Here is a 21,923-nt window from a genome sequence, read left to right as displayed (position 1 = left end):
TTTTTTTGAATAGAGTGGCCCGGTGCTAAATGCCCGATCATAAAGGAAATGTTATGAACAAAGCTCAACTTGTCGATGCAATTGCAGCCAAAGCAGATCTGAGCAAAGCTCAGGCCAAAGTTGCTCTGGAAGAGATCATCAATGGTATTACCCAGAGCCTGAAAGAAGGTGATGCTGTGCAGTTGGTGGGTTTTGGTACCTTCAAGGTGAACCATCGCGCTGGCCGTACCGGTCGCAATCCGCAAACTGGTAAAGAGATCCAGATTGCAGCCGCGAATGTGCCGTCCTTTGTGGCAGGCAAGGCGCTCAAAGACGCCGTCAAGTAATCCCCCAAAACCCGGCGCCAGCCGGGTTTTTTATTGCCATCGTCAGCGGAAATTGTTTCAGATACACTCAAGATATGGCGTGCGCTGTAGTGAGGTGGATGATGGAACAGAAAAATGCCATTCGGCAGGTTGCCGTACCTTGGGCTCCGTCCCGCCAACTCCCCCCGGGCCTGGTCGTGGCCGAACTTCATCAGGATATCTGGAGCGATTCCCTCACCATCATGCTGGGCAGGGCTCGCAGCATCGATCTGCCGCCGCAGATCCTGTGCCGGGTCTATTTCCGGCATATCTTCGCGGTGCGGGTCATGGAGGATTGCGATCTGGCCGAGGGCAAGGATAGTCATGCCATCGAGGAGCAGATCCAGCTCATCACCCCGTCCCGGTTTGCCAGCTGGTTCCATCAGGAGTCGGACGGCCTGCACCTGGACGAGGATCTGCAGCACTATCGCATCTCGACCTGGGATTACTGCGCCGATGTGCTGACCTCCAGGGCGCCCGAGCTGCAGTTCGTGGAGAAAGGGGAGTAGCGTCACTCTCTGCAGCATAAAAAAACCGGCAACACTGAGTGTTGCCGGTTTTTTATTGGTCGATGCGGGGTGAGTTCAGCCGAGCAGCTGGTCCCGATGCAACCCCAGCACGATGAGCAGGCCGATGAAGTAGAAGGCGCTGAGCTTGACGCCCAGGATGGCGAGCAGACCGGCGCAGAGTCGGACGATGGCCTTGTGCAGCCAGGAACCGGTGAAGCGGTACATGGTTACTCCGCCGCTTCGGTGGCGGCGAATTCCGGCACCTTGGCCATGGCATCCAGCACCACCTGGATATCTGCTCCCGGCTTGCAGGCATTTTCGCTCAGGTGACGGCGCCAGGCACGGGCACCCTGCATGTTCTGGAACAGCCCCAGCATGTGGCGGGTCATGTGGGAGAGATAGTTGCCTTTGGCCAGCTCCTGTTCGATATAGGGCAGCATCATCCGCACCACCTCGTGGCGACTCGGCACGGCGTTGTTCTGGCCGAATACTAGATTGTCCACCTGCGCCAGAATGTAGGGGTTCTGATAGGCCTCGCGCCCCATCATGACGCCATCCAGGTGTTGCAGGTGCTCGAGGGTCTGTTCAAGGGAAGTGACACCGCCGTTGATGGCGATGGTGAGATCCGGGTAATCCTGTTTGACCCGGTAGACGCGGGGATAGTCGAGCGGCGGGATCTCGCGGTTTTCCTTGGGGCTCAGACCGCTCAGCCAGGCCTTGCGGGCATGGACGATGAAGGTATCGCAACCGGCGTCGCGCACCTGTTCGATGAAGGCCTGCAGAAATTCGTAGGAGTCCTGATCGTCGATGCCGATGCGGGTCTTCACCGTTACCGGAATATCGACCAGATCGCGCATCGCCTTGACGCAGTCGGCCACCAGTGCGGGCTCACCCATCAGGCAGGCGCCGAAGCGGCCGTTCTGTACCCGATCGGAGGGGCAGCCAACGTTGATGTTCACCTCGTCATAGCCACGCTCCTCGGCCAGCTTGGCGCAGCGTGCGAGATCGGCCGGATTGCTGCCACCCAGTTGCAGGGAGATGGGATGTTCCTGCTCGCTGTACCCCAGGTAATCCCCCTTACCGTGGATGATGGCGCCGGTGGTCACCATCTCGGTATAGAGCAAGGTCTGGCGAGTCATCAGACGATGGAAATAACGGCAATGCCGATCGGTCCAGTCCAGCATGGGGGCGATGGAAAAACGCTGCGCCTGCATAAAAATCATCCGGGTTGGCTAAACAAAGGGGGCGGATTTTACCACAACGTGAGGCAGCCCCAGAAAATGAATTTTGTCACCGCGCCAAAGGGGGCCCTGTGATAGTATCCGGCTAATAAAAAGGGTAATTGCGTGATCATGAATCAAGACCAACTTTTACAACGAGCCGAACGACTCTGCGAACAACGCGGGATCCGCTTCACCCCTACCCGACGTCAGGTGTTCAGGCTGCTGGCTGCCCATGGCAATGCCATCAGCGCCTATGATTTGTTGGCCCAGTTGCAACAGACAGAGGCCCACGCCAAGCCGCCGACCGTTTATCGGGCGCTCGATTTTCTGCTCGAACAGGGTTTTGCCCACAAGGTGGAGTCGCTCAACGCCTTCATATTCTGCTGTCACTTCGACCATGCCCACCCGATGCAGCTACTCATCTGTGATCAGTGCGGCGAGGTGGTCGAGCTGCATGATCCGGCGATCGATGGCGCGTTTTCCGAGCAAGCCAAGTTGCATGGCTTTACTATTACCAATAAGACGATTGAGGCACATGGCCAATGTGCTCGCTGTACGCCCACTGTAGGAAGTCAACATGAAGGCTGATTTTGTAAACCCGTTCCTGCTCTCCCTGCTCAATGTGCTCTCCACCATGGCACAGCTTGAGCTCAAGCCGGGCAAACCCAAGCGCAAGATGGACGAGCTGGCGCGCGGTGATGTCTCAGGCCTCATCGGCATGGTCGGCCCGCAGACCCGGGGATCCCTCTCCATCAGTTTCGAGAAGGGGCTGGCACTGGAGATCATGCGCCGCATGCTGGGCGAGGCGCCGGCCACCATCAATGAAGAGGTGACCGACATGGTGGGCGAGATCACCAACATGGTGACCGGCGGTGCCAAGCGCATGCTGGGGGAGAAGGGGTATGAATTCGACATGGCGACTCCCATCATCGTCTCCGGTCTCAACCATACCATCACCCATCGTGCCGACGGCACCAAGATCATGATGCCGTTTGAATCAGATTACGGTCGGGCCACCATCGAAATCTGCTTCGAGTAACCCTATGTGGAAAGCGCTGAAATGGTTCTTCATCGGCTGGGCCCTGCTGCTTATCCTCTCTGACATCGAGATCACCACCTCGCTCTACAAGTACGAAGACAACCGGGTGCTCGTGAATTTTCCGCGTTGGCAGGCAGCACAGCCCTGGGGAACCTTTGAGTGGCATGCCGGGCGAGTGGAGACCCACTGGTACGGACTGGCCGGCAAACCCAAACCGGATCCGCTGCTGTAACGGCAGACCCCGCCCAACGAAAGAGGCCAGCTGATGCTGGCCTCTTTCGTTATTGGCTGACGGGTCAAGCGGCTTCTGCCGCCAGCGCCTCGCGGGGGCGCTGCAGCATGCCGAGGCCGCAGGTCAGCAGGGTTGGCAGCAACCAGGCCAGCCCCTTGTCGAACAGCGGCAGGAAGGCGAAGGCATCCATCTGCATGCCGGCCGCTCCCAGCCCGTCCAGACAGCCAAACAGAAAAGCCACCAGCAGCACGGCGCGAAACGCCAGCCGTGGGCGGCCGAAACGGCCCTGTGCAAAAGTGACCAGCACCAGTGCGATGGCGACCGGATAGATGGCGACCAGGATCGGAATGGAGAGGCTGATGAGCTGGCTCAGCCCGATGTTGGCCACCAGGATGGAGACGCATCCCATCAGCAGTACCCACTTGCGGTATGTCCAGCCGGCCAGACCGTGGAAGTAGTCGGCGCTGGCGCAGAGCAGGCCGACTGCGCTGGTGAAGCAGGCCAGGGTGATGATGGCGGCCAGGATCAACTGACCGGAGTGGCCAAACAGGCTCAGCACGTAGGCGTTGACGATGGCGCCGCCATTGTCGACGCTGGTCACCACGCCTGCTGCGCTGTTGCCGAGGTAGAACAGGGAGATGTAGACAGCCGAGAGACCAACCGCCGAGATGAGCCCTGCGATGGTCAGGTACTTGAACTGGCTCGGGTAGTCCTCGATCCCCCTGCGTTGCAGCAGGCCGATGATGAGGGCGCCAAACATCAGGGAGCCGAGGGTATCCATGGTGTTGTACCCCTCCAGCATGCCCTTGATGAGCGGCGTATCTGTATAGTCACCGCTGGCCTCTGGTTGGGTGCCTTGCGGGTCAACCAGGACCCCGATCGCCAGGATCAGCAGCATCACCATCAAGACAGGGGTCATGTATTTGCCCACCGCATCCAGCAGCCTGCCTCGGTTCAGCGATACCAGGATCACCAGTGTGAAGAAGAGCAGGCTGTAGAGCAGCAGACCGTGCTGGCCGGCGTCACCCAGCCAGGGCTTGAGCCCCATTTCATAAGCCACCAGGCCAGTACGGGGGGTGGCGAAGGCCGGCCCCATGATGATGTAGATGGCAATGGCCAGTGCCGTGGCTGCCCAGGTCGGCAGATGGCGGGTCATCGCCGTCCAGCCACTGCTGCCCTGTCCGGCGCTGCCTCTGGCAACGGCGACTAGGGTCAGCAGAGGCAGACCCACCGCCGTCAGCAGAAAACCGACCATGGCGGCCAGCAGATGCTCACCGGCCATGAAGCCGGCCAGCGGTGGAAAAATGATGTTGCCTGCTCCCAGATAGAACGCAAACGTCATAAAACCCAGTCCGAATATGTCGGACAACTTCAGTGATTTCGTCAAACCTGACCTCATCTGCCTTATCAGCTTGTTCTTGTTGATTGCACCCACTGCCTGGCAGATAACCGGATAACAATGCTTCCCTCTCCTGTGCCATCGGAAGATTGTCACAGGAGTACCATCTTGAGCATAAAGAAGAGATATTTGATCTCAATCACACATTAATATCTTGAAACAATTTAGTTGGCCAGAATAAATCACCGATAGAACTGCAACTGGCGGAAGCGAGAGGGCAGAGCGGGAAAGGACGTGGCTGCATGACATAGTCGGCAGGAAACCATGCCGGGCGAGATGGCACACAAACAAAAGAGCCTGCACAAGGCAGGCTCTTTGACATGGGAGGGAGCGAAATCAAGCGGCTTCGGCAGCCAGTTTCTCGCCGGAGCGTACCAGCATCCCGAGGCCACAGGCCAGCAGGGTCGGCAGCAACCAGGCCAGGCCCTTGTCGAACAGCGGCAGGAAGGCGAAGGCATCCATCTTCATGCCGGCGGCACCCAGGCCGTCCAGGCAGCCAAACAGGAAGGCAACCATCAACACGCCACGGAACACCAGGCGCGGACGACCGAAGTAACCCTTCAGGAAGGTGACCAGTACCAGCGCAACCGCAACCGGGTAGATGGCGACCAGCACCGGGATGGAGAGGCTGATGAGCTGGCTCAGACCCACGTTGGCCACTACGGCGCAGATGACGCCCAGCAAGACCACCAGCTTCTTGTAGCTCATGCCGGTGAGGTTGTGGAAGAAGTCCGAGCAGGCGGAGATCAGACCCACGGCGGTGGTGAAGCAGGCCAGGGTGATGATGGCGGCCAGGATGAACTGACCCGGCTGGCCGAACAGGCTCAGTACGTAGGCGTTGACGATTGCGCCGCCGTTGCTGACGTCGGTGGCGACGCCGGCAGCCGTATTGCCCAGCTGGAACAGGGAGACATAGACCACGGACAGACCGATGGCTGAGATGATGCCGGCAATGGCCAGGTACTTGAACTGGCTACGGTAGTCCTGGATGCCTTTCTGGCGCAGCAGGTCGACGATCAGGGCGCCAAACATCAGGGACGCCAGGGTGTCCATGGTGTTGTAGCCTTCCAGGATCCCTTTCACGAAGGGGCCGTTCTGATAGTCGCCGGAAGAGACGGGCATGGAGCCTTGCGGCGCCACGAATACACCGATGGCCAGAGTCAGCAGCAACAGCATCAGCAGCGGAGTCAGGTATTTGCCGATGGCGTCCATCAGCTTGCCCTGATTCAGAGAGACCAGGATGGCCACCCCGAAGAACAGCACCGTGTAGGCAAACAGGCCGGCTTGGCCCATGTCGCCGATGAAGGGCTTGAGGCCCATCTCGTAGGCCACCAGACCGGTGCGGGGGGCGGCGAAGGCCGGGCCAATGATGATGTAGATGGCGACGGCCAGTGCGGTGGCCACGCCGGCCGGCAGCAGCTTGGTCATGCCGGCCCAGCCGTTGCCGGCCTTGGCGACGGCAATGATGGTGATGAGGGGCAGACCCACGGCGGTCACCAGGAAGCCCAGCATGGCCAGAGAGAGGTGCTCACCCGCCATGTAGCCGGCCAGCGGCGGGAAGATGATGTTACCGGCGCCCAGATAGAACGCGAAGGTCATGAAGCCCAGTCCGAGCACGTCGGACAATGTGAGTGATTTCGTCAAGTTCAACCTCGTCTGTCTTGTAAACTATTGCTTGTTATAGTTTTTTATTGGTCGGTGACCGGCGTTGTTCAGGGGGAAAAAAAAGGAGCCCCGCTTGTTTTTTCATCGCAACCAGTGGTTTGAGCTGGTCTGGAGCGGGCGCTCGTTTAGGAGTCAGCATAATGGCGTGAAAAAATAGTTCAAGACGAAATTTACATCTTCAAATAGAAGGGGCTAGTCAGTTGGATATATCTGTCGGAATAGGTTCCCTCAGCAGAATGGATCACAATTTCACCCCTATCACACCTGTTTAATCCTCTGCCAAGTAGCAATAAAACACGATTTGCCTCTTTTCCCGCCCTGGTGATAACAGCTGTATAACAAACGGCATGCAGATCATAATCCGCCGAAATGCATAAAATTTCATCGGCCATGGCCGTCGGCACGACCAGTGCGACCTGGCCATCGGGGGTCAGCAAACGGTCGCAGGCGGCCAGCAGAGCATGGCTGTCGAGGGCGCCGGTATGGCGGGCCATCGCCCTGGCGGGATCGCTAAATGACTGGCCCGCCACGAAGTAGGGGGGGTTGGCGACGATGAGATCGTAAGGGGCGGCCTGATACCCCTGAATGGCGCTCTCTATGATGGTGACCCGCCGCGGCCAGGGGGAGGCGGCCGCGTTCTCGCGGGCCTGCTGCGCCGCATGCTTATCCAGCTCCACCGCATCGATGCGGCAATCGGCGTGGCTGCGTTGGGCCAGCATCAGGGCGATGAGGCCGCTGCCGGTGCCAATGTCGAGGATCCGGCGAGCTTTGCCGAGCGGTGCCCAGGCGCCCAGCAGAATGCCGTCGGTGCCCACCTTCATGGCGCAGCGATCGTGCTCGACGTGAAACTGTTTGAAGGTAAAACCGCTGTTTCGTGCCATCCGACTCCCGTCCTGTACCTGCCTCGCAGAAAATGGTCGGCGATTATAGCGGCTAAGGCACAGTCACCATAGGAGCCGACGACATAATCGCCTATAATCTGCCGTTTCCTTAATGACCGAGTATTGCCATGAGCCAGTCCTTTGATGATTTCGACCTGAATCCAGCCCTCAACCGGGCCTTGGCCGAGATGGGTTTCACCCGCCCCACCACCATCCAGCAGATGGTGCTGGAGCCAGCCCTGGACGGCCGCGATATTCTGGCATCCGCCCCGACCGGCACCGGCAAGACCGCCGCCTTCCTGTTGCCGGCGCTGCAGCATCTGCTGGACTTCCCGCGCCGCAAGCCGGGCCCCTGCCGCATGCTGGTGCTGACTCCGACCCGCGAGCTGGCGCTGCAGGTGACCGCTCACGCCAAGGCGCTGGCGGCCCACACCAATCTCAGCATCGAGACCATCATCGGCGGCGTCAGCCACGAAGAGCAGTTGCCGGCCCTGACCAAGACCACCGACATAGTGGTCGCCACCCCGGGCCGTCTGCTCGAGTACATCGAGAAGGAGGAGTTCGAGAGCCACGACATCGAGGTGCTGGTGCTGGATGAAGCAGACCGCATGCTGGACATGGGCTTCATCAAGGACGTGAACCGTATCGTGGAAGAGGCGCGCTATCGCAAGCACACCATGCTCTTCTCCGCCACCCTGGAAGGGGCAGGTCTCGAGAAGTTCGCCAGCGAGATCCTCAAAGATCCGGTTGAGCTGCATGCCGAGCCGCCGCGCAGCGAGCGTCGCCCGATCACCCAGTGGGTTCACCTGGCCGACGACGCTGCTCACAAGCTGGCACTGCTGGTGCACATCCTGAAGAACCCGGAAACCCAGAAGGCCATCATCTTCGTCAAGACCCGCGAGCGGCTGGCGGAGCTCTCTGGCCAGCTGCAGGCGGCGGGCGTGCCCTGCGCCTGGATCCGCGGCGAGATGGAGCAGGCCAAGCGCATCGAGTCGATCCGCAAGTTCCATGAAGGGGAGGTGCCCTTCCTCATCGCCACCGACGTTGCGGCCCGCGGCATTGACCTGCCCAATGTCAGCCACGTCATCAACTACGACATGCCTTACGGCGCCGATGTTTACGTTCACCGTATCGGCCGTACCGGCCGCGCCGGCAACCGCGGTTGCGCCATCAGCCTGGTGGAAGCTCACGACATGGCCATGGTGGCCAAGATCGAACGCTACACCGAAGAGCGCCTCAAGCGCCGGGTGATCGACGAGCTGCGTCCCAAGCACAAGGAGGCGCGAGTGCCGGTGAAGAAGAAAAAGCCGAAGGACGACAAGAAGAAGTCTACCAAGAAGAAAAAGAAGTAAGCCTGCCCGCCACAACGGCCATCCCTGGATGGCCGTTGTGCTTTTTGGCGTTTGATGGGCCGGATGTCGGGCAGAAAAAAGCCGACGCATAAACGTCGGCCAATAAAAAGTGCTTACAACAGAGGATTCACCTATTCAGACTGGAGGATCCTGAAATTGGTTCCCTCGGGTCGTAATTAATTTTCAGCGCGTTTGAACATCAGGGTGTTGGCATCGGACTCTTCCGGTACGAAGTAGTAGCCGTCGGCGTTGAACCCGGTCAGCTGTTCCACCTTGGTGAGTCTGTGCTTGATGATGTGACGGGCCATCATGCCGCGCGCCTTCTTGGCGTAGAAGCTGATGATCTTGAACTGGCCGTTCTTCTCGTCCTTGAACACCGGCGTGATGATGCGCCCCTGCAGGGCCTTGGGGCGTACCGACTTGAAGTACTCGTCGGAGGCGAGGTTGATCAGCACCTCGTCCCCCTGGGCGGCCAGCGCCTTGTTCAGGTGTTCGGTGATGATGTCGCCCCAGAACTGATAGAGATCCTTGCCGCGCGCGTTGTCGAGCCGAATGCCCATCTCCAGCCGGTAGGGCATCATCAGATCGAGCGGACGCAGCACCCCGTAGAGACCGGAGAGCATGCGCAGGTGGGCCTGGGCGAAGTCGAGGTCCGCCTCGCTGAAATCCTCCACCGCCAGCCCCGTGTAGACATCCCCCTTGAAGGCCAGCAGTGCCTGACGGGCGTTGGCCGGGGTGAAATCAGGCTGCCAGTCGGCAAAACGGGCGGCGTTGAGGCCGGCCAGCTTGTCGCTGATCTTCATCAGGCTGGCGATCTGGTCCGGGCTCAGCTGGCGGGCGCGGCCGATCAGTTCGGCGGAGTGGTCCAGCAGCTCGGGTTGGGTGAAACGGGAAGTCACCAGCGGCGACTCGTAGTCCAGCGTCTTGGCCGGGGAAACCACAATCAGCATAACGATCCTTTATAGCGGTGACGCACGCCCCTCATTCATCCAGGGTGACGTTGTCGAGTGTGCCTGAACCCAGCTGTTCTCGGCCCGACAGCTTGATCAGCAGTCGCAGGTCGTTGGCGGAGTCGGCATGGGCAAGGGCCTCACTGTAGCCAATTTGGCCGGCACAGAACAGGGCGAACAGCGCCTGATCGAAGGTCTGCATGCCGAGTTCGGTGGACTTGGTCATCACCTCCTTGAGGCGATGCATCTCCCCCTTGCGGATGATATCGGTGATGAGCGGGGTGTTGAGCAACACCTCGAAGGCGGCAAAACGACGCCGTCCATCCGGGCTGGGCAACAGTTGCTGGGCCACGATGGCGCGCAGGTTGAAGGAGAGATCGAACAGGAACTGACGGTGTTTCTCCTGCGGCACCAGATGCAGGATGCGATCCAGCGCCTGGTTGGCATTGTTGGCGTGCAGGGTGGCGAGGCAGAGGTGACCGGTCTCGGCAAACTGCAGGGCAAACTCCATGGTCTCCTGGCTGCGGATTTCGCCGATCAGGATCACGTCCGGCGCTTGACGCAGCGAACTCTTCAGCGCCACGTCGAACGACTCCGTGTCTATGCCCACCTCGCGCTGGGTGATCAGGCTGCGGCCGTGCTGATGCACGAACTCCACCGGATCTTCCACCGTCAGGATGTGACCGTCCACATGCTGGTTGCGATAGCCGATCATGGCCGCCTGGGTGGTGGATTTGCCGGCTCCGGTGGCACCGACGAACAGCACCAGTCCGCGCTTGGCCAGGGCTATCTCCTGCAAGATGGGGGGCAGTGCCAGCTCGTCGAAGGTGGGGATGCGGGTCTCGATGCGGCGCAGCACCATGCCGGGCAGCTCCTGCTGCCAGAAGGCACTGACCCGAAAACGGCCAAGCTCCTCGCGGTGGATGGCGTAGTTGGCCTCCTTGGTGCGCAGGTAACGCTCGAAGTGATCCTGACTCAGGGTCTCTTTGACCAGCGCCAGTGCCCTTGCCTTGTCGAGGGGCGCTTCTGCCAGCGACTGCAGGTGGCCGTTGACCTTGAGGGTCGGCGGCGTGCCGACCGTGATGAACAGATCCGAGCCTTTGCGGGCGACCAGCTCGGTCAGCAGGGCATCCAGATTCATAACGACTCCTTCCCTAGATTCGTCGTGGTTAGATGGTGTTGGGATCGACCGCCTTGGCCTTGGCATCCAGCGCTGCCACCATGCCGCGGCTCACCAGCTGCTTGAGGCTCTGATCCATGGTCTGCATGCCGTGGGTCATCCCGGTCTGGATCACCGAGTAGAGCTGGGCGATCTTGTCCTCCCGGATGAGGTTACGCACTGCCGGGATCCCCATCATGATCTCGTGGGCCGCCACCCGGCCGCCACCGATGCGTTTGAGCAGAGTCTGGGAGATGACCGCCCGCAGCGATTCGGAGAGCATGGAGCGCACCATGTCTTTTTCCGCACCGGGAAAGACGTCGATGATCCGGTCGATGGTCTTGGCCGCCGACGAGGTGTGCAGGGTGCCGAACACCAGGTGGCCGGTCTCGGCCGCGGTCATGGCGAGGCGAATGGTCTCGAGGTCGCGCATTTCACCCACCAGAATGATATCCGGGTCTTCCCGCAGCGCCGAACGCAAGGCGTTGCTGAAGCTCTTGGTGTCGCGGTGCACTTCCCGCTGGTTCACCAGGCAGCGTTTGTTTTCGTGCACGAATTCGATGGGGTCTTCAATGGTGAGGATGTGGTGATGAAAGTTCTCGTTGATGTAGTTGACCATGGCCGCCAGGGTGGTGGATTTGCCCGAGCCGGTCGGACCGGTCACCAGCACCAGGCCGCGCGGGTATTCGGCAATCTTGCGAAAGATCTCCGGGGCATCCAGATCTTCCAGGCTCAGCACAGTGCTGGGGATGGTCCGAAATACCGCGCCGGAGCCGCGCGCCTGCTGGAAGGCGTTGACCCGGAAGCGAGCGAGGTTCGGCACCTCGAACGAGAAGTCCACCTCGAAGTTCTCTTCCAGTTCCTTGCGCTGGTGGTCGTTCATGATGTCATAGATGAGGGCGTGTACTTCCCGGTGCTCCAGGGCGGGCAAATTGATCTTGCGAACCTCGCCATCAACCCTGATCATCGGGGGAACCCCGGCCGAGAGGTGTAGATCCGAGGCTTTATGTTTTACACTGAAAGCCAATAACTCTGTGATATCCATAGATTTGTCATTCTCCCATCACAAGATCACGAACGAAACATGAGCCAGATTGCCGAGCACCTGCTTCAGGTAAAGGAACGTATTGTACAAGCCGCCAGCCGGGCTGGCCGACGCGGCGATCACATCCAGCTGCTGGCGGTCAGCAAGACCAAACCGCTGGAGGCCGTTTGCGAGGCCTATGCCGCCGGTCAACGCCGCTTCGGCGAATCCTACGCCCAGGAAGCGGCCACCAAGATAGATACCCTGCATGAGCAGGGGACCTGTACAGACATAGAGTGGCACTTTATCGGCCCGCTGCAATCGAACAAGTCCAAGCTGGTGGCCGAGCGGTTCGACTGGGTACAGAGCGTGGACAGAGAGAAGCTGATCGAACGCCTCAACAACCAGCGCCCGACCGGGCTCGCGCCGCTAAATGTCTGTCTGCAAATCAATATTAGCGGAGAGAGCAGCAAATCCGGAACGTCGGAACAAGAGATTTTCCGTCTGGCCGAACTGGTCTCCCGGTGCGAGCGGCTGCGGCTGCGCGGTCTGATGGCCATTCCGGAGCACACCAGCGACGAGGCGGTACTGGCTGCCCAGATGGTGCGCATGCAGGCTCTGTTCACCGAGCTTGCGCGACAATACCCGGGCGTGGACACCCTCTCGATGGGGATGACCGAGGATCTCGAACTGGCGATCGGCCACGGCAGCACCATGGTGCGGGTCGGTACCGCCATCTTCGGTGCCCGCGACTATTCATGAGCAGGAGCCCGTGATGCGGCGCATGCGGGCTCTGCCTTTTTCAGATCACAGGAGTGTTTGATGCAGTACAGAACCCTCGCCTTTATCGGGGCAGGCAACATGAGCCGCAGCATCATTGCCGGCCTGGTTCAGGCGGGCTACCCGGCTGACCGGATCATTGCCGCCAACCCCAGTCGGCCCAAGCTGGATGCGCTGGCTGGCGACTACGGCATTCGCGTCACCCAGGACAACGCCGAGGCGGCCCGGGCGGCCGAAGTCATCGTGCTGGCGGTCAAGCCGCAGCTGATGGCGGCCATGCTGAGCGCGCTGGTGACGGCGCTGGGCACGCTGGAGGGCAAGCTGCTCATCTCCATCGCCGCCGGCATCAAGGTGGCACGGCTGGCCGAAATGGCGGGCGGCCACGGCCGGATCATCCGCACCATGCCGAACACCCCCTCTCTGCTGGGGCTGGGCATGACCGGGCTGTACGCCCCGCCCGGCATCGAGCAGGCCGATCGTGAGCTGGCCGAGCAGATGATGCAGGCGGTAGGCAAAACCCTCTGGGTGGAGCAGGAGTCCGGCATCAACGGCGTCATCGCCGCGGCCGGCAGTGCGCCTGCCTACTTCTTCCTGTTCATGCAGGCCATCGCCGAGGAGGCCGAGGCCATGGGCTTCTCCCCCGAGCAGGCCCGCCTGCTGGTTCAGCAGACCGCCCTTGGCGCGGCTGCCATGGTCGAGCAGAATCCCGAGCTGTCGCTGCAGACCCTGCGCGAGCAGGTGACCAGCAAGGGTGGCACCACCGCCGAAGCGATCAAGACTTTCCAGCAGCAGGGGCTGATGCCGCTGACTGCGCAAGCCATGCAGGCGGCCGTTGCTCGGGCCGGCGAAATGGAAACCCTGTTCTGAACCCGATTTTCGTTACTCTCAGTTGCAACCTGGAGCCCAGATGAACACTGCTTACTTTCTGATTAATACAATTTTTGACCTCTATCTCATGGTGGTGCTGTTGCGCGTCTGGCTGCAGTGGGCCCGTGCCGACTTCTACAACCCCATGAGCCAGATGGTGGTCAAGCTGACCAACCCGCTGGTGGTGCCGCTGCGCCGGGTCATTCCCGGGCTGGGCGGGCTGGATCTGGCCTCGGTGCTGCTGGCGTTGCTGATCGCCTTCGCCAAGCTGGCGCTGCTCAAGAGCATGAACGTGCTGCTGGCCGACTGGCTCACCCTCAGCCTGTTTGCCGCCCTCACCGTGCTGAAGAAGGCTGGCTCCATGATCTTCTGGGTGCTGCTGATCCGCGCCATCCTGAGCTGGGTCAGCCAGGGGCGCAACCCCATCGAGTACGTGATGCACCAGCTGACCGAGCCCTTCCTGGCCCCTATCCGTCGCATTCTGCCGGCGCTGGGCGGGCTGGATCTCTCCGTGCTGGTCGCCTTTATCGGGCTGCAGGCCATAAACTATCTGTTGGGGGATCTGTTCGGCCAGCTGTGGTGGATGATTTGATGGCAGCCGTCCTGCGGGAAGGGGATGAGCTGGTATTGCATCTGATGATCCAGCCCAAGGCGAGTCGGGATCAGATCGTCGGATTGCACGGAGAAGAGTTGAAAGTGGCCATCACGGCGCCGCCGGTGGATGGTCAGGCCAACAGCCACTTGATCAAGTATCTGGCCAAGCAGTTCAAGGTGGCCAAGGGGCAGGTTCGCATCGTGCGGGGGGAGCTGGGACGGCACAAGACGGTCGCCATCGAGGCGCCCAGGCAGATCCCCGCCGAGGTCAGTGCCCTGCTGGACAATCAGGGTTAACACGAGAAGGATGACACCATGAAAACAGCCTGGATAAGCTGCCTGCTGGCACTGTTGCTGACCTTGCCCCTGCGGGCCGAACAGATGAAGGAGCTGGGCCCCTGGCAGGTGCACTACAGCGCCTTCAACTCCAGCTTCCTCACCCCCGAGGTGGCCAAGGCCTATGGCCTGGAGCGCAGTCGCTACAACGGCATCGTCAACATCGCGGTGCAGAACAAGCAGGGGGTGGCCCAGGCGGTGGGGATCACCGGCGAGGCCAAGAACCTCACTGGTACCATCCGCAACCTGACCTTCCAGGAGGTCAAGGAGGGCAACGCCATCTACTATCTGGCGGTGCTGCCCTATCGCAACGAGGATACCTACCAGTTCACCCTGAAGATCATGGGGGAGGGGCAGCAGCAGACGCTGACCTTCCAGCAGACCTTCTACGTCGACTGATGCCGGCACCCACCTTGCTCTGAAAAAAAGCCCCGAACGCAGGTTCGGGGCTTTTTATGACGTTATGACGGCGAGTCGGTCGGCGGGGTGAAGTCGTGGATCTCCCCCAGTCGCGGGGTGAAGCGAGGATCCTGATCCCGGTTGTGTTCCACCCACTCCATGGCCTGGCAGAAGCTCTCCCGCTTCGAGAATTCGCTGCGCACCTGATCGATGGCCCGCTCCGCGCTGCGCCGCTCCATCTTGCTGGCCTTGCGGTCGCTGAACTGTTGCTGCTGGGCCAGCATCCATTCGGTGAAGGCCTGGCGGCACTGTGTTTCGCTGGCCGCCTGGGCGGGCAGGGTCAGCAGCAGAGAGATCATCAATACAAAACGCATAACAAACCGGTGATTGAGGGGGTGGTTGCCTGAAAGGGCGGCATTTTATGCCGAAAACTTGAGCATGAACAGGGGGCGATGGCAGAAGATTGGGGCCGGCATGGCCGGCCCCGGGCAGGATCAGTGCTTGACCAGGTAGAGCTGGCGGCTGTAGGCCACGTCTTCCGGATTGTTGATGGGGTAGCCCTTGAGCCAGGGCTTGATCAGCCGGGCGTTGGTGTACTGATAGATGGGGGCGATGGGTGCCTCGTCCTGCAATATGGCCTCGGCCTCATCGAACAAGCGGGCCCGTTCACGGGGATCCTGACTGTTGGCCGCCTTGGCCAGCAGAGCATCGTAGTCGGCGTTGGCGAAGCGGGCCATGTTGCCGCTGTGGTGGGAGCCCCACAGGCCGAGGAAGGCTGATGGATCGTTGTAATCGGCCACCCAGGAGGAGCGGATCACCTCGAACTGGCCGCTCTGACGGCTGTCGAGATAACTCTTCCACTCCTGATTGGTGAGTTCGACCTGCGCCCCCAGCTTCTGTTTCCACAGGTTGGCGATGGCCAGCGCCATCTTCTTGTGCACCTCGGCCGTGTTGTAGAGCAGGGTCAGCTTGAGCGGGTTGGCCGGGCCGTAGCCCGCCTCCTTGAGCAGGGCTATGGCCTTGTCGTCGAGGACCTGCTGGCTGCTGCTGGAGAGCAGGTTGGCCTTGGGTTCGAAGCCGGCGACCACGTCCGGGGTGAAGTGATAGGCCGGTTTCTCACCCGTGCCCAGGATCTTGTTGGCGATGAGGCCCCGATCGATGGTGTAGGAGAGCGCCTTGCGCACCCGCACATCGTTGAGGGGGGCACGCTGGGTGTTGAAGGCGTAGTAGTAGGTGCCGAGCTGATCCGGGGTATAGACCTCACCCGGGATCTGCTGCATCAGCTTGTGATACTGCTCCTTGGGGAAGGACTCGGTGATGTGCAGGTCGCCGGCCAGGTAGCGGTTGGTGGCCGCACTCTCCTGGTTGATGGGTACGAAGGTGACCTTGGTCAGCACGGTATGGGCGCGATCCCAGTAGTAGGGGTTGGGGGTCAGTTCCAGCTTTTCGTTCACCACCCGGTGACTCAGCACGAAGGCCCCGTTGCCGACCAGCTTGCCGGGCTGGGTCCACTGGTTGCCGTATTGCTCCATGCTGGCACGATGCAGCGGCGACAGGCTGGGGTGGGTCAGCAGGCTCAGGAAGTAGGGCACCGGCTGGGAGAGGGTCACCTGCAGGGTGTGCTGGTCGAGGGCCTTCACGCCGAGTTCCTCGGGGGCCAGCTTGCCGGCCACTATGTCGTCCACCTTGTCGAAGCGGGCCAGCTGGGCGAACCAGGCAAAGGTGGCGGCCTCTTTGGGATCGACCAGTTTACGCCAGCCGTAGACGAAGTCGGCGGCCTGTACGGGATCGCCGTTCGACCAGCGGGCGTCCGGGCGCAGATGGAAGGTGAAGCGCTGATTGCCCTGGTTGTCCCAGCTGGCGGCCACCCCGGGCAGCACCTTGCCGTCCGGCCCCTGGGTCAGCAGCCCCTCGTAGAGATCCCGCAGCACCTGCAGCTCGGGCAGGCCGACCAGCTTGAGCGGACTCAGGCTCGCCGGCTCGTCTTTCAGATGACGCACGACGGCCTGCTCGGCGGCGAGCTGGGTGCCGGGCGGAACATCGGCAGCCTGGACACAGGCACTGCCCAGCAGGGCCAGCAGGAGACTCCATCCTTTCATGGTTAATCCTTCAAATAGTGTGAAGCGGGGAGAAAACTCGGCGATAAGTGGTCGCCGACAGACGGGAAATCATGATATCCCGTTTGCTGGTCAGACCGCCAGCATGAGTCCCTCGGCAGGGGACGCTGGCGCCCACGTTGACCCCCAATCCGGGGAGAGGAGCAAGCGATGAGAACATGGATCCTGTTGGCCCTGGCCATCAGTCAGGGGGCCTGGGCGCTGGCGCCGTGCGAGCGGCAGAGCAAGGTCGGCAGCTGGTGCGAGGCAAACATCGCCGCGCTGCACCCCACCCAGGGAGGCGTGGGCCAGATCCAGGTCGACAGCACCCAGGCCGAGCTGGCGGGCAAGAGCGCAAAACAGCTCGACAAGGTGATGAAAAAGAAAGAGATCCCCATCGTCATCGCACCCGATGGAGGCTACTGGCTGGTGGACAGACACCATCTGACCAAGGCGCTGTGGCAACTCGGGGTGAAGCCGGTGCGGGTCAAGGTGATCGCCAGGCTGCAGGACAAGGCCAGCTTCTGGAGCCAGATGCAGGGTAATCATTGGGCCTGGCTCAAGGACGAGCGGGGGCAGCCCCTCACGCCGGAACAGTTGCCGAGCCGCATCGACCTGCTACCCGACTACCCCTATCGCACCCTGGCCGGGTTGCTGCAGGATGCGGGCTATTTTGACAAGCGGGAGCAGGTCTACTTCGTCGAGTTCGCCTGGGCCAGCTGGCTTGGCCGGCAGATGGACTGGCTGCCGATCGACAGCGCCAACCTGGCGGATCGCCTCTATCAGGCCAAGCGGCTGGCGTGCAGCAACAAGGCGGCCGATCTGCCCGGCTATCCCGGCAAGCAGTGCCGGGTCAATCCGCCCGATAGCGACAACTGAGTGACAGGATGAAAGCGGGGGGCCATGGCCCCCCGCTGCATCATGGTCGGGTCTCGCCCCAGCGGGCGGCAGCCTGTTCCAGCAGGGCCACCTCGCCTTGCTGGATCAGTGGCAGCAGCGCCTGTACCTGTTCATCTGGCCACTCCCACCAGGCCAGCGCCTGCAAACGGGCAATCTCGTCCTCAGCAAAGCGCATCCTGATAACCTTGGCCGGCGTACCGGCCACCATGGCATAGGGCGGCACATCCTGATTGACCAGGGCACGTGCCGCTATGATGGCGCCGTCGCCGATGGTGACCCCCGGCATGATCATGGCGTCCATGCCGAGCCAGACATCGTTGCCGATGCGGGTGTCGCCGGCCGGGCGGTAGCTGCGCCGGAGCGCCTCCACATCTGAAAACGGATAGGTGCTGATGAAGGCCGTGTTGTGGGTCTGGTTGCCCCCCATGATGATCTTCACCCCGGCGGCTATTTGCACATAGTCGCCGATGCGGAGCTGATCGATGTGCCAGAGCGGCTCCCAGCCGGTCTCCGGGCTGCGGCTGAAACGGTCGCCGTGCAGATAGCGCACGGCATGCTCTTCAAAGGGGCCGTCCCAGGCGCCAGAGTAGTAGCTGTGCCGTCCCTTGAGATGGATGTTGGGGTTGCTCACCGTCAGATGCAGATATTCGACCTGCGACCAGTGTTGGCAGGGTTTCATGGCTGTTTCCTCGTTCAAATGGATAGGGGTGTATGACGCGAGGAGCGCAGCTAATAGATCCAGACCAGCAGGCGGGGCACGCACAGGGTCGAGCAGCCCAGCGCCTGGGGTAAACGGGGTCGCAGCATGGGAAGAGGGATCCTGAAGGATGAGTTCCCATGGTAAGCCATGCCGGGGCGGGAGCCAAGCCGTGCACCGCCAGCTGGTCAAAACCTGCACAAAATATCGGGTTGATATTCATTCTCAACTGGGCATGATAAAAGTCCCACCCATCAACCTGGGAGATCGGCATGACCCATCAAATCTGGCAGCGTTACATGCTGGAGGCTGAAAATGCGCTGGGCGCCGGCGCGCTCGGCACCGCCATTTGTCTCTATCAACAGGCCCTCGCCGAGGTGTATGAACTGAGTGACGGCGATCTGGATGAACTGGCCAGCATGCGGGTGGCGACCTGCCACCGGCTGGCCGATTTCTGGCGCGCCATGGAGGAGCCGGCCTACGAGCTGCGCTACCTCAAGCTGGCCTCGGAGCTGGTCACTGCGCTGGTGCCACAGTGTCCGAACCGGGAGTGTGAATCCCTCATCAGTGAACTGGGCTGCTGCCGGGCGGCGCTGCTCTCTTTCCTCAAGCGCCACCCCAATCCAGATATCGCCCGTCTGATCCAGTTGCAGGATCAGGTGCAGGGCTGCGAGCTGATCGGCCGTTTTCGCCTCAACTGAGGATCATTTACGGCCCTTGAGGCGCTGGGCGATCCGCGTCTGCGCCTCTTCCCCCTGCAGGGCGAGGGAGAAGGCGCGCGCCTCCAGATCGATGACGAAGTGCACCGCCTGCCTGAGCTCCTGCTTGAGCAGCGCCTTGCTCTTTTGCAGCGCCCCGGGCGCCTTGGCTGCCAGCTTCAGACCCTGCTCCCTGGCAAAGGGGTGCAGGGCTTCGGCCGTCAGCACCCGGTTGGCGAGCCCGAGTCGCAGCGCCTCGTCGGCATCGATGGCTTCGGCCAGCAGCAACAGCTCCGCTGCCTTCAGGTGACCCACGCTGCGCGGCAGCAGCAGGCTGGAGGCAAACTCCGGCACCAGCCCCAGCTCGACGAAGGGCAGTTGCAGACGGGCATTGTCGGCCAGATAGACCAGATCGCAGTGCAGCAGCAGGGTAGTGCCGATGCCGACCGCGGCGCCGCCGACCGCGGCGATCACCGGTTTGGGGAAGTCGGCCAGGGTATGCAGAAATTGCAGGATGGGGTCGTCGGGGTCCAGCCCCGTCTTGCCCATGAAGTCTGCCAGATCATTGCCGGCGGTGAAGCAGTCTGGCTGTCCCTGAATGAGCAGGGCATGGATGGCGTCATCCGCCGTCGCTTGCCGCAATGCCTCGGTGAGCGCACGATACATGGCGGTATTGAGGGCGTTGCGCTTGTCGGGGCGATTGAGGGTCAAGGTGAGCAAGCCATCCTGCTGCTCGGCAATGATAATGGGGTCCATGTCTAAATCCTTGTTATTGCTGGCTGTCAAAGGCTTACCGCTGCGGTAAGCTTTGTTGCGTTTAACAACATCATAAAAGGATTTCAACCATGTTTAAACGTGCGTTCTATTCCCTGCTGGCCCTGGGACTGACCGCTCCCGCCCTGGCCAAGGTCGAGGCCGTTGATGGTTATGTGCGTCTGCTGCCGCCGGGCTCGCCCAACACCGCCGCCTTCCTGGTGCTGAAGAATGATGCCGATCAGCCGGTCAAGCTGGTGGCCGCCGCCTCGCCCGAGGTGGGCCGCGCCGAGCTGCACACCCATCTGCACGAGAACGGCGTGATGAGGATGCGCCAGGTCGAGAGCATCGAGGTGCCGGCCAAGGGGGAAGTGGCGCTCAAGCCCGGCAGCTTCCACATCATGCTGTTCGAGGTGCGCGAGCTCTCCCAGGGCTCCCCTTTCCCGCTGACGCTGACGATGGATGATGGCCAGCAGCTGGAGCTGAGCCTGCCGGTGAAGCCGGTTGAACCCATGGCGGGCATGCAGCACTGACATTAATGGACGCTTGTTCAGCTTTTTACACTGTGTATTCCCGTCGCTCTGGGTAAAATGATGGCCTTTCCAGTCCAACAAGAGAGTAACGTGATGAAGAAGACCTTGATTGCCGGTTGTGTGCTGGCCCTGTTCAGCCAGGCTGCCATGGCTGCCGATGACTGGCGTTTTGCCGCCGGTGCCGATGTATGGAATGCTCAGGGCAGCGGCCAGATCAACGGTGTCGGGGCCAACGGCAGCTACGACGAGAACTACAACTGGAGCGGCTACCTGCAACTGGAGCACGGCATCATCCTGCTGCCCAACGCCAAGTTCGAGATCTCCGATTTCGGCACCAGCGGCGGCGCCCTCAACAACGATCTGATGGCCTATGACCTGAGCCTCTACTATCGCCTGTTCAACAACGATCTGTTCCAGATCGACCTGGGTCTGACCGGTCGTCGCTACGATGGCGATTTCAACACCCAGCACTACTCCTATGACAAGGACGTGCTGATGGCCTACACCGGCGCCGAACTGCGTATCCCGGGTACCGGCTTTGCCGCCTTCGGCGATGCCCGCGTGCAGGATGCCGACAACTACGACTACCGTCTGGGTGGCTCCTACAAGTTCGCTACCGTACCGCTCAAGGTACGTGCCGGCTGGCGTGATGCGAGCATGGACTTCGATCGCGTTGACCAGCGGGTAGACGGCTGGTTCATCGGTGGCGAATTCACCTTCTAAATTCCGGCAATCTCTGGTGACGATGCCCTCATCATCCCGATGACGGCATCCGGCGAGGAACGAACATGGGTCATATCATAGTGACGGGGGCGGGATCCGGCTTGGGCCGCGCCTTGACCATAGGTCTGGTTGAACGGGGCCATCAGGTTTCCATGATGGGGCGTCGTTATCAGAAGCTGCAGGAGCAGGAAGCCTTGCTCGGCAAGGCGGTGATCGGCATCGCCGCCGATCTGGCGCACCACGAGGAAGTGGACGTGGCGTTTGCCGCCGCGGTGGAGTGGGGCGGCCTGCCCGAGCTGGTGCTGCATTGCGCCGGCGTGGGCGAGTTCGGCCCGGTCGGCGTCTATACCGCCGAGCAGATCCGCCGGGTGGTGGAGAGCAATCTCATCTCCACCATTCTGGTGGCCCAGCAGACGGTGCGCCTCATCGGCGACAAGGGCGGGGTGCTGGCCAATGTGCTCTCTTCCGCCGCCCAGGTGGGCAAGGCCAACGAGAGTCTCTACTGCGCCTCCAAATGGGGGATGCGCGGCTTTCTCGAATCCTTGCGGGCCGAGCTGAAGGGCTCGCCGCTGCGGCTGGTGAACCTCTATCCGAGCGGGATCCGCAGTGAATTCTGGGACAACTCGGATCACGTGGACAGCAGCGGCTTCATGACCCCGGAAGATGCCGCCGCCTACATGCTGGATGCACTGGAAGCCAGAAGCAGCTGCCACGTGACCGATCTCTTTATCGGTCGCAATCCCTGACAAAAGGCCGCCGTCATCCGGTTG

Annotated in this window: 28 protein-coding genes; 16 read left to right on the top strand and 12 right to left on the bottom strand. The window is 61.3% G+C overall.

Annotated elements, in window-relative coordinates; translation table 11 throughout:
- Positions 1-53: 53 nt before the first annotated feature.
- Both hupA and BN1143_RS09405 read left to right on the top strand, forming a co-directional pair.
- The gene (gene hupA / locus BN1143_RS09410) at positions 54-326 is read left to right on the top strand and encodes a nucleoid-associated protein HU-alpha (RefSeq protein ID WP_005305063.1); all 273 of its coding nucleotides are present in this window, start codon (positions 54-56) and stop codon (positions 324-326) included.
- Positions 327-427: 101 nt separating this feature from the next.
- Positions 428-853: a hypothetical protein gene (locus tag BN1143_RS09405; RefSeq protein ID WP_005305052.1), complete on the top strand. Its 426-nt coding sequence runs from the start codon at positions 428-430 to the stop codon at positions 851-853.
- A gap of 75 nt (positions 854-928) precedes the next feature.
- Here the strand turns inward: BN1143_RS09405 and BN1143_RS21900 are convergent, their stop codons facing one another.
- Both BN1143_RS21900 and dusA read right to left on the bottom strand, forming a co-directional pair.
- Positions 929-1,078 carry a hypothetical protein gene (locus BN1143_RS21900; protein WP_005305049.1) on the bottom strand — a complete coding sequence of 50 codons (150 nt, stop codon included), beginning with the start codon at positions 1,076-1,078 and terminating at the stop codon, positions 929-931.
- Between the two features lie 2 nt (positions 1,079-1,080).
- Entirely contained in the window at positions 1,081-2,067 is a 987-nt protein-coding gene (dusA, locus tag BN1143_RS09400; RefSeq protein WP_024943335.1) for a tRNA dihydrouridine(20/20a) synthase DusA, read from the bottom strand.
- A 138-nt stretch (positions 2,068-2,205) separates the two neighbouring features.
- Between dusA and zur the strand changes: the two genes are divergently transcribed.
- The 3 genes from zur to BN1143_RS09385 are packed head-to-tail and all read left to right on the top strand — an operon-like array spanning position 2,206 to position 3,347.
- Positions 2,206-2,664: a zinc uptake transcriptional repressor Zur gene (gene zur / locus BN1143_RS21895; RefSeq protein ID WP_005305041.1), complete on the top strand. Its 459-nt coding sequence runs from the start codon at positions 2,206-2,208 to the stop codon at positions 2,662-2,664.
- Complete coding sequence (locus tag BN1143_RS09390; protein ID WP_005305039.1) at positions 2,654-3,115, top strand: chemotaxis protein CheX; 462 nt, start codon at positions 2,654-2,656, stop codon at positions 3,113-3,115. Before zur ends, BN1143_RS09390 begins: the two co-directional genes overlap by 11 nt.
- 4 nt (positions 3,116-3,119) lie before the next feature.
- Positions 3,120-3,347 (top strand): hypothetical protein, encoded by a 228-nt coding sequence (locus BN1143_RS09385; RefSeq protein ID WP_005305036.1) that lies wholly within the window; start codon positions 3,120-3,122, stop codon positions 3,345-3,347.
- A 64-nt stretch (positions 3,348-3,411) separates the two neighbouring features.
- On the opposite strand, the gene brnQ (BN1143_RS09380) is transcribed toward BN1143_RS09385, so the two are convergent.
- The 3 genes from brnQ (BN1143_RS09380) to BN1143_RS09370 all read right to left on the bottom strand — a co-directional run bounded on the left by brnQ (BN1143_RS09380) (position 3,412) and on the right by BN1143_RS09370 (position 7,292).
- Entirely contained in the window at positions 3,412-4,689 is a 1,278-nt protein-coding gene (gene brnQ, locus BN1143_RS09380) for a branched-chain amino acid transport system II carrier protein (RefSeq protein WP_042050364.1), read from the bottom strand.
- A gap of 393 nt (positions 4,690-5,082) precedes the next feature.
- Positions 5,083-6,390, bottom strand: coding sequence for a branched-chain amino acid transport system II carrier protein (brnQ, locus tag BN1143_RS09375; protein ID WP_005305030.1), 1,308 nt, complete (start codon positions 6,388-6,390; stop codon positions 5,083-5,085).
- A gap of 191 nt (positions 6,391-6,581) precedes the next feature.
- Positions 6,582-7,292, bottom strand: a complete 711-nt coding sequence (locus BN1143_RS09370; protein ID WP_042050363.1) for a tRNA1(Val) (adenine(37)-N6)-methyltransferase — start codon at positions 7,290-7,292, stop codon at positions 6,582-6,584.
- Positions 7,293-7,420: 128 nt separating this feature from the next.
- Here BN1143_RS09370 and srmB point away from each other — a divergent pair, with 128 nt between their 5' ends.
- Positions 7,421-8,644: an ATP-dependent RNA helicase SrmB gene (srmB, locus tag BN1143_RS09365; RefSeq protein ID WP_042007906.1), complete on the top strand. Its 1,224-nt coding sequence runs from the start codon at positions 7,421-7,423 to the stop codon at positions 8,642-8,644.
- 176 nt (positions 8,645-8,820) lie between these two features.
- Here srmB and yaaA read toward each other — a convergent pair whose 3' ends face one another.
- The 3 genes from yaaA to tapT are packed head-to-tail and all read right to left on the bottom strand — an operon-like array spanning position 8,821 to position 11,798.
- The gene (gene yaaA / locus BN1143_RS09360; RefSeq protein WP_017783834.1) at positions 8,821-9,594 is read right to left on the bottom strand and encodes a peroxide stress protein YaaA; all 774 of its coding nucleotides are present in this window, start codon (positions 9,592-9,594) and stop codon (positions 8,821-8,823) included.
- Between the two features lie 31 nt (positions 9,595-9,625).
- On the bottom strand, positions 9,626-10,735 hold the full coding sequence (gene tapU, locus BN1143_RS09355) for a type IVa pilus ATPase TapU (RefSeq protein WP_017787575.1): 1,110 nt from the start codon (positions 10,733-10,735) through the stop codon (positions 9,626-9,628).
- A 28-nt stretch (positions 10,736-10,763) separates the two neighbouring features.
- Positions 10,764-11,798: a type IVa pilus ATPase TapT gene (tapT, locus tag BN1143_RS09350; protein ID WP_005305010.1), complete on the bottom strand. Its 1,035-nt coding sequence runs from the start codon at positions 11,796-11,798 to the stop codon at positions 10,764-10,766.
- A gap of 39 nt (positions 11,799-11,837) precedes the next feature.
- Here tapT and BN1143_RS09345 point away from each other — a divergent pair, with 39 nt between their 5' ends.
- Genes BN1143_RS09345 through BN1143_RS09325 form a run of 5 tightly spaced genes read left to right on the top strand, consistent with a single transcriptional unit; the run spans position 11,838 to position 14,753 of the window.
- Complete coding sequence (locus BN1143_RS09345; protein ID WP_042050361.1) at positions 11,838-12,539, top strand: YggS family pyridoxal phosphate-dependent enzyme; 702 nt, start codon at positions 11,838-11,840, stop codon at positions 12,537-12,539.
- Positions 12,540-12,599: 60 nt separating this feature from the next.
- A complete protein-coding gene (proC, locus tag BN1143_RS09340) occupies positions 12,600-13,424 on the top strand; it encodes a pyrroline-5-carboxylate reductase (RefSeq protein ID WP_017780457.1) in 825 nt (274 codons plus the stop codon).
- A 40-nt stretch (positions 13,425-13,464) separates the two neighbouring features.
- The gene (locus BN1143_RS09335) at positions 13,465-14,016 is read left to right on the top strand and encodes a YggT family protein (protein ID WP_005305000.1); all 552 of its coding nucleotides are present in this window, start codon (positions 13,465-13,467) and stop codon (positions 14,014-14,016) included.
- Positions 14,016-14,315, top strand: a complete 300-nt coding sequence (gene yggU, locus BN1143_RS09330) for a DUF167 family protein YggU (protein WP_005304998.1) — start codon at positions 14,016-14,018, stop codon at positions 14,313-14,315. Before BN1143_RS09335 ends, yggU begins: the two co-directional genes overlap by 1 nt.
- 18 nt (positions 14,316-14,333) lie before the next feature.
- The gene (locus BN1143_RS09325) at positions 14,334-14,753 is read left to right on the top strand and encodes a DUF4426 domain-containing protein (RefSeq protein ID WP_005304995.1); all 420 of its coding nucleotides are present in this window, start codon (positions 14,334-14,336) and stop codon (positions 14,751-14,753) included.
- Positions 14,754-14,815: 62 nt separating this feature from the next.
- On the opposite strand, the gene BN1143_RS09320 is transcribed toward BN1143_RS09325, so the two are convergent.
- Both BN1143_RS09320 and BN1143_RS09315 read right to left on the bottom strand, forming a co-directional pair.
- Entirely contained in the window at positions 14,816-15,127 is a 312-nt protein-coding gene (locus tag BN1143_RS09320; protein WP_005304992.1) for a hypothetical protein, read from the bottom strand.
- Positions 15,128-15,247: 120 nt separating this feature from the next.
- Positions 15,248-16,852 (bottom strand): peptide ABC transporter substrate-binding protein, encoded by a 1,605-nt coding sequence (locus BN1143_RS09315; RefSeq protein ID WP_042050358.1) that lies wholly within the window; start codon positions 16,850-16,852, stop codon positions 15,248-15,250.
- 168 nt (positions 16,853-17,020) lie between these two features.
- Between BN1143_RS09315 and BN1143_RS09310 the strand changes: the two genes are divergently transcribed.
- Complete coding sequence (locus BN1143_RS09310) at positions 17,021-17,728, top strand: ParB-like protein (protein WP_042050356.1); 708 nt, start codon at positions 17,021-17,023, stop codon at positions 17,726-17,728.
- Positions 17,729-17,768: 40 nt separating this feature from the next.
- On the opposite strand, the gene BN1143_RS09305 is transcribed toward BN1143_RS09310, so the two are convergent.
- Entirely contained in the window at positions 17,769-18,428 is a 660-nt protein-coding gene (locus tag BN1143_RS09305; protein WP_042050355.1) for a CatB-related O-acetyltransferase, read from the bottom strand.
- A 290-nt stretch (positions 18,429-18,718) separates the two neighbouring features.
- Here BN1143_RS09305 and BN1143_RS09300 point away from each other — a divergent pair, with 290 nt between their 5' ends.
- Positions 18,719-19,147, top strand: a complete 429-nt coding sequence (locus BN1143_RS09300; protein ID WP_005304979.1) for a DUF2753 family protein — start codon at positions 18,719-18,721, stop codon at positions 19,145-19,147.
- 3 nt (positions 19,148-19,150) lie between these two features.
- Here the strand turns inward: BN1143_RS09300 and BN1143_RS09295 are convergent, their stop codons facing one another.
- The gene (locus BN1143_RS09295) at positions 19,151-19,900 is read right to left on the bottom strand and encodes an enoyl-CoA hydratase-related protein (protein WP_019838899.1); all 750 of its coding nucleotides are present in this window, start codon (positions 19,898-19,900) and stop codon (positions 19,151-19,153) included.
- Positions 19,901-19,989: 89 nt separating this feature from the next.
- Here BN1143_RS09295 and BN1143_RS09290 point away from each other — a divergent pair, with 89 nt between their 5' ends.
- The 3 genes from BN1143_RS09290 to BN1143_RS09280 all read left to right on the top strand — a co-directional run bounded on the left by BN1143_RS09290 (position 19,990) and on the right by BN1143_RS09280 (position 21,899).
- Entirely contained in the window at positions 19,990-20,430 is a 441-nt protein-coding gene (locus BN1143_RS09290; RefSeq protein WP_042050354.1) for a copper chaperone PCu(A)C, read from the top strand.
- A 93-nt stretch (positions 20,431-20,523) separates the two neighbouring features.
- The gene (locus tag BN1143_RS09285) at positions 20,524-21,153 is read left to right on the top strand and encodes a TIGR04219 family outer membrane beta-barrel protein (protein ID WP_010636188.1); all 630 of its coding nucleotides are present in this window, start codon (positions 20,524-20,526) and stop codon (positions 21,151-21,153) included.
- 65 nt (positions 21,154-21,218) lie between these two features.
- The gene (locus BN1143_RS09280; protein ID WP_005304962.1) at positions 21,219-21,899 is read left to right on the top strand and encodes an SDR family oxidoreductase; all 681 of its coding nucleotides are present in this window, start codon (positions 21,219-21,221) and stop codon (positions 21,897-21,899) included.
- Positions 21,900-21,923 lie beyond the last annotated feature (24 nt).

This window comes from Aeromonas dhakensis, from assembly GCF_000820305.1.
In the GTDB taxonomy this organism is placed as follows: domain Bacteria; phylum Pseudomonadota; class Gammaproteobacteria; order Enterobacterales; family Aeromonadaceae; genus Aeromonas; species Aeromonas dhakensis.
Note: the sequence above shows the minus strand (reverse complement) of the source record. Positions and strands in the feature narration are given on the sequence as shown.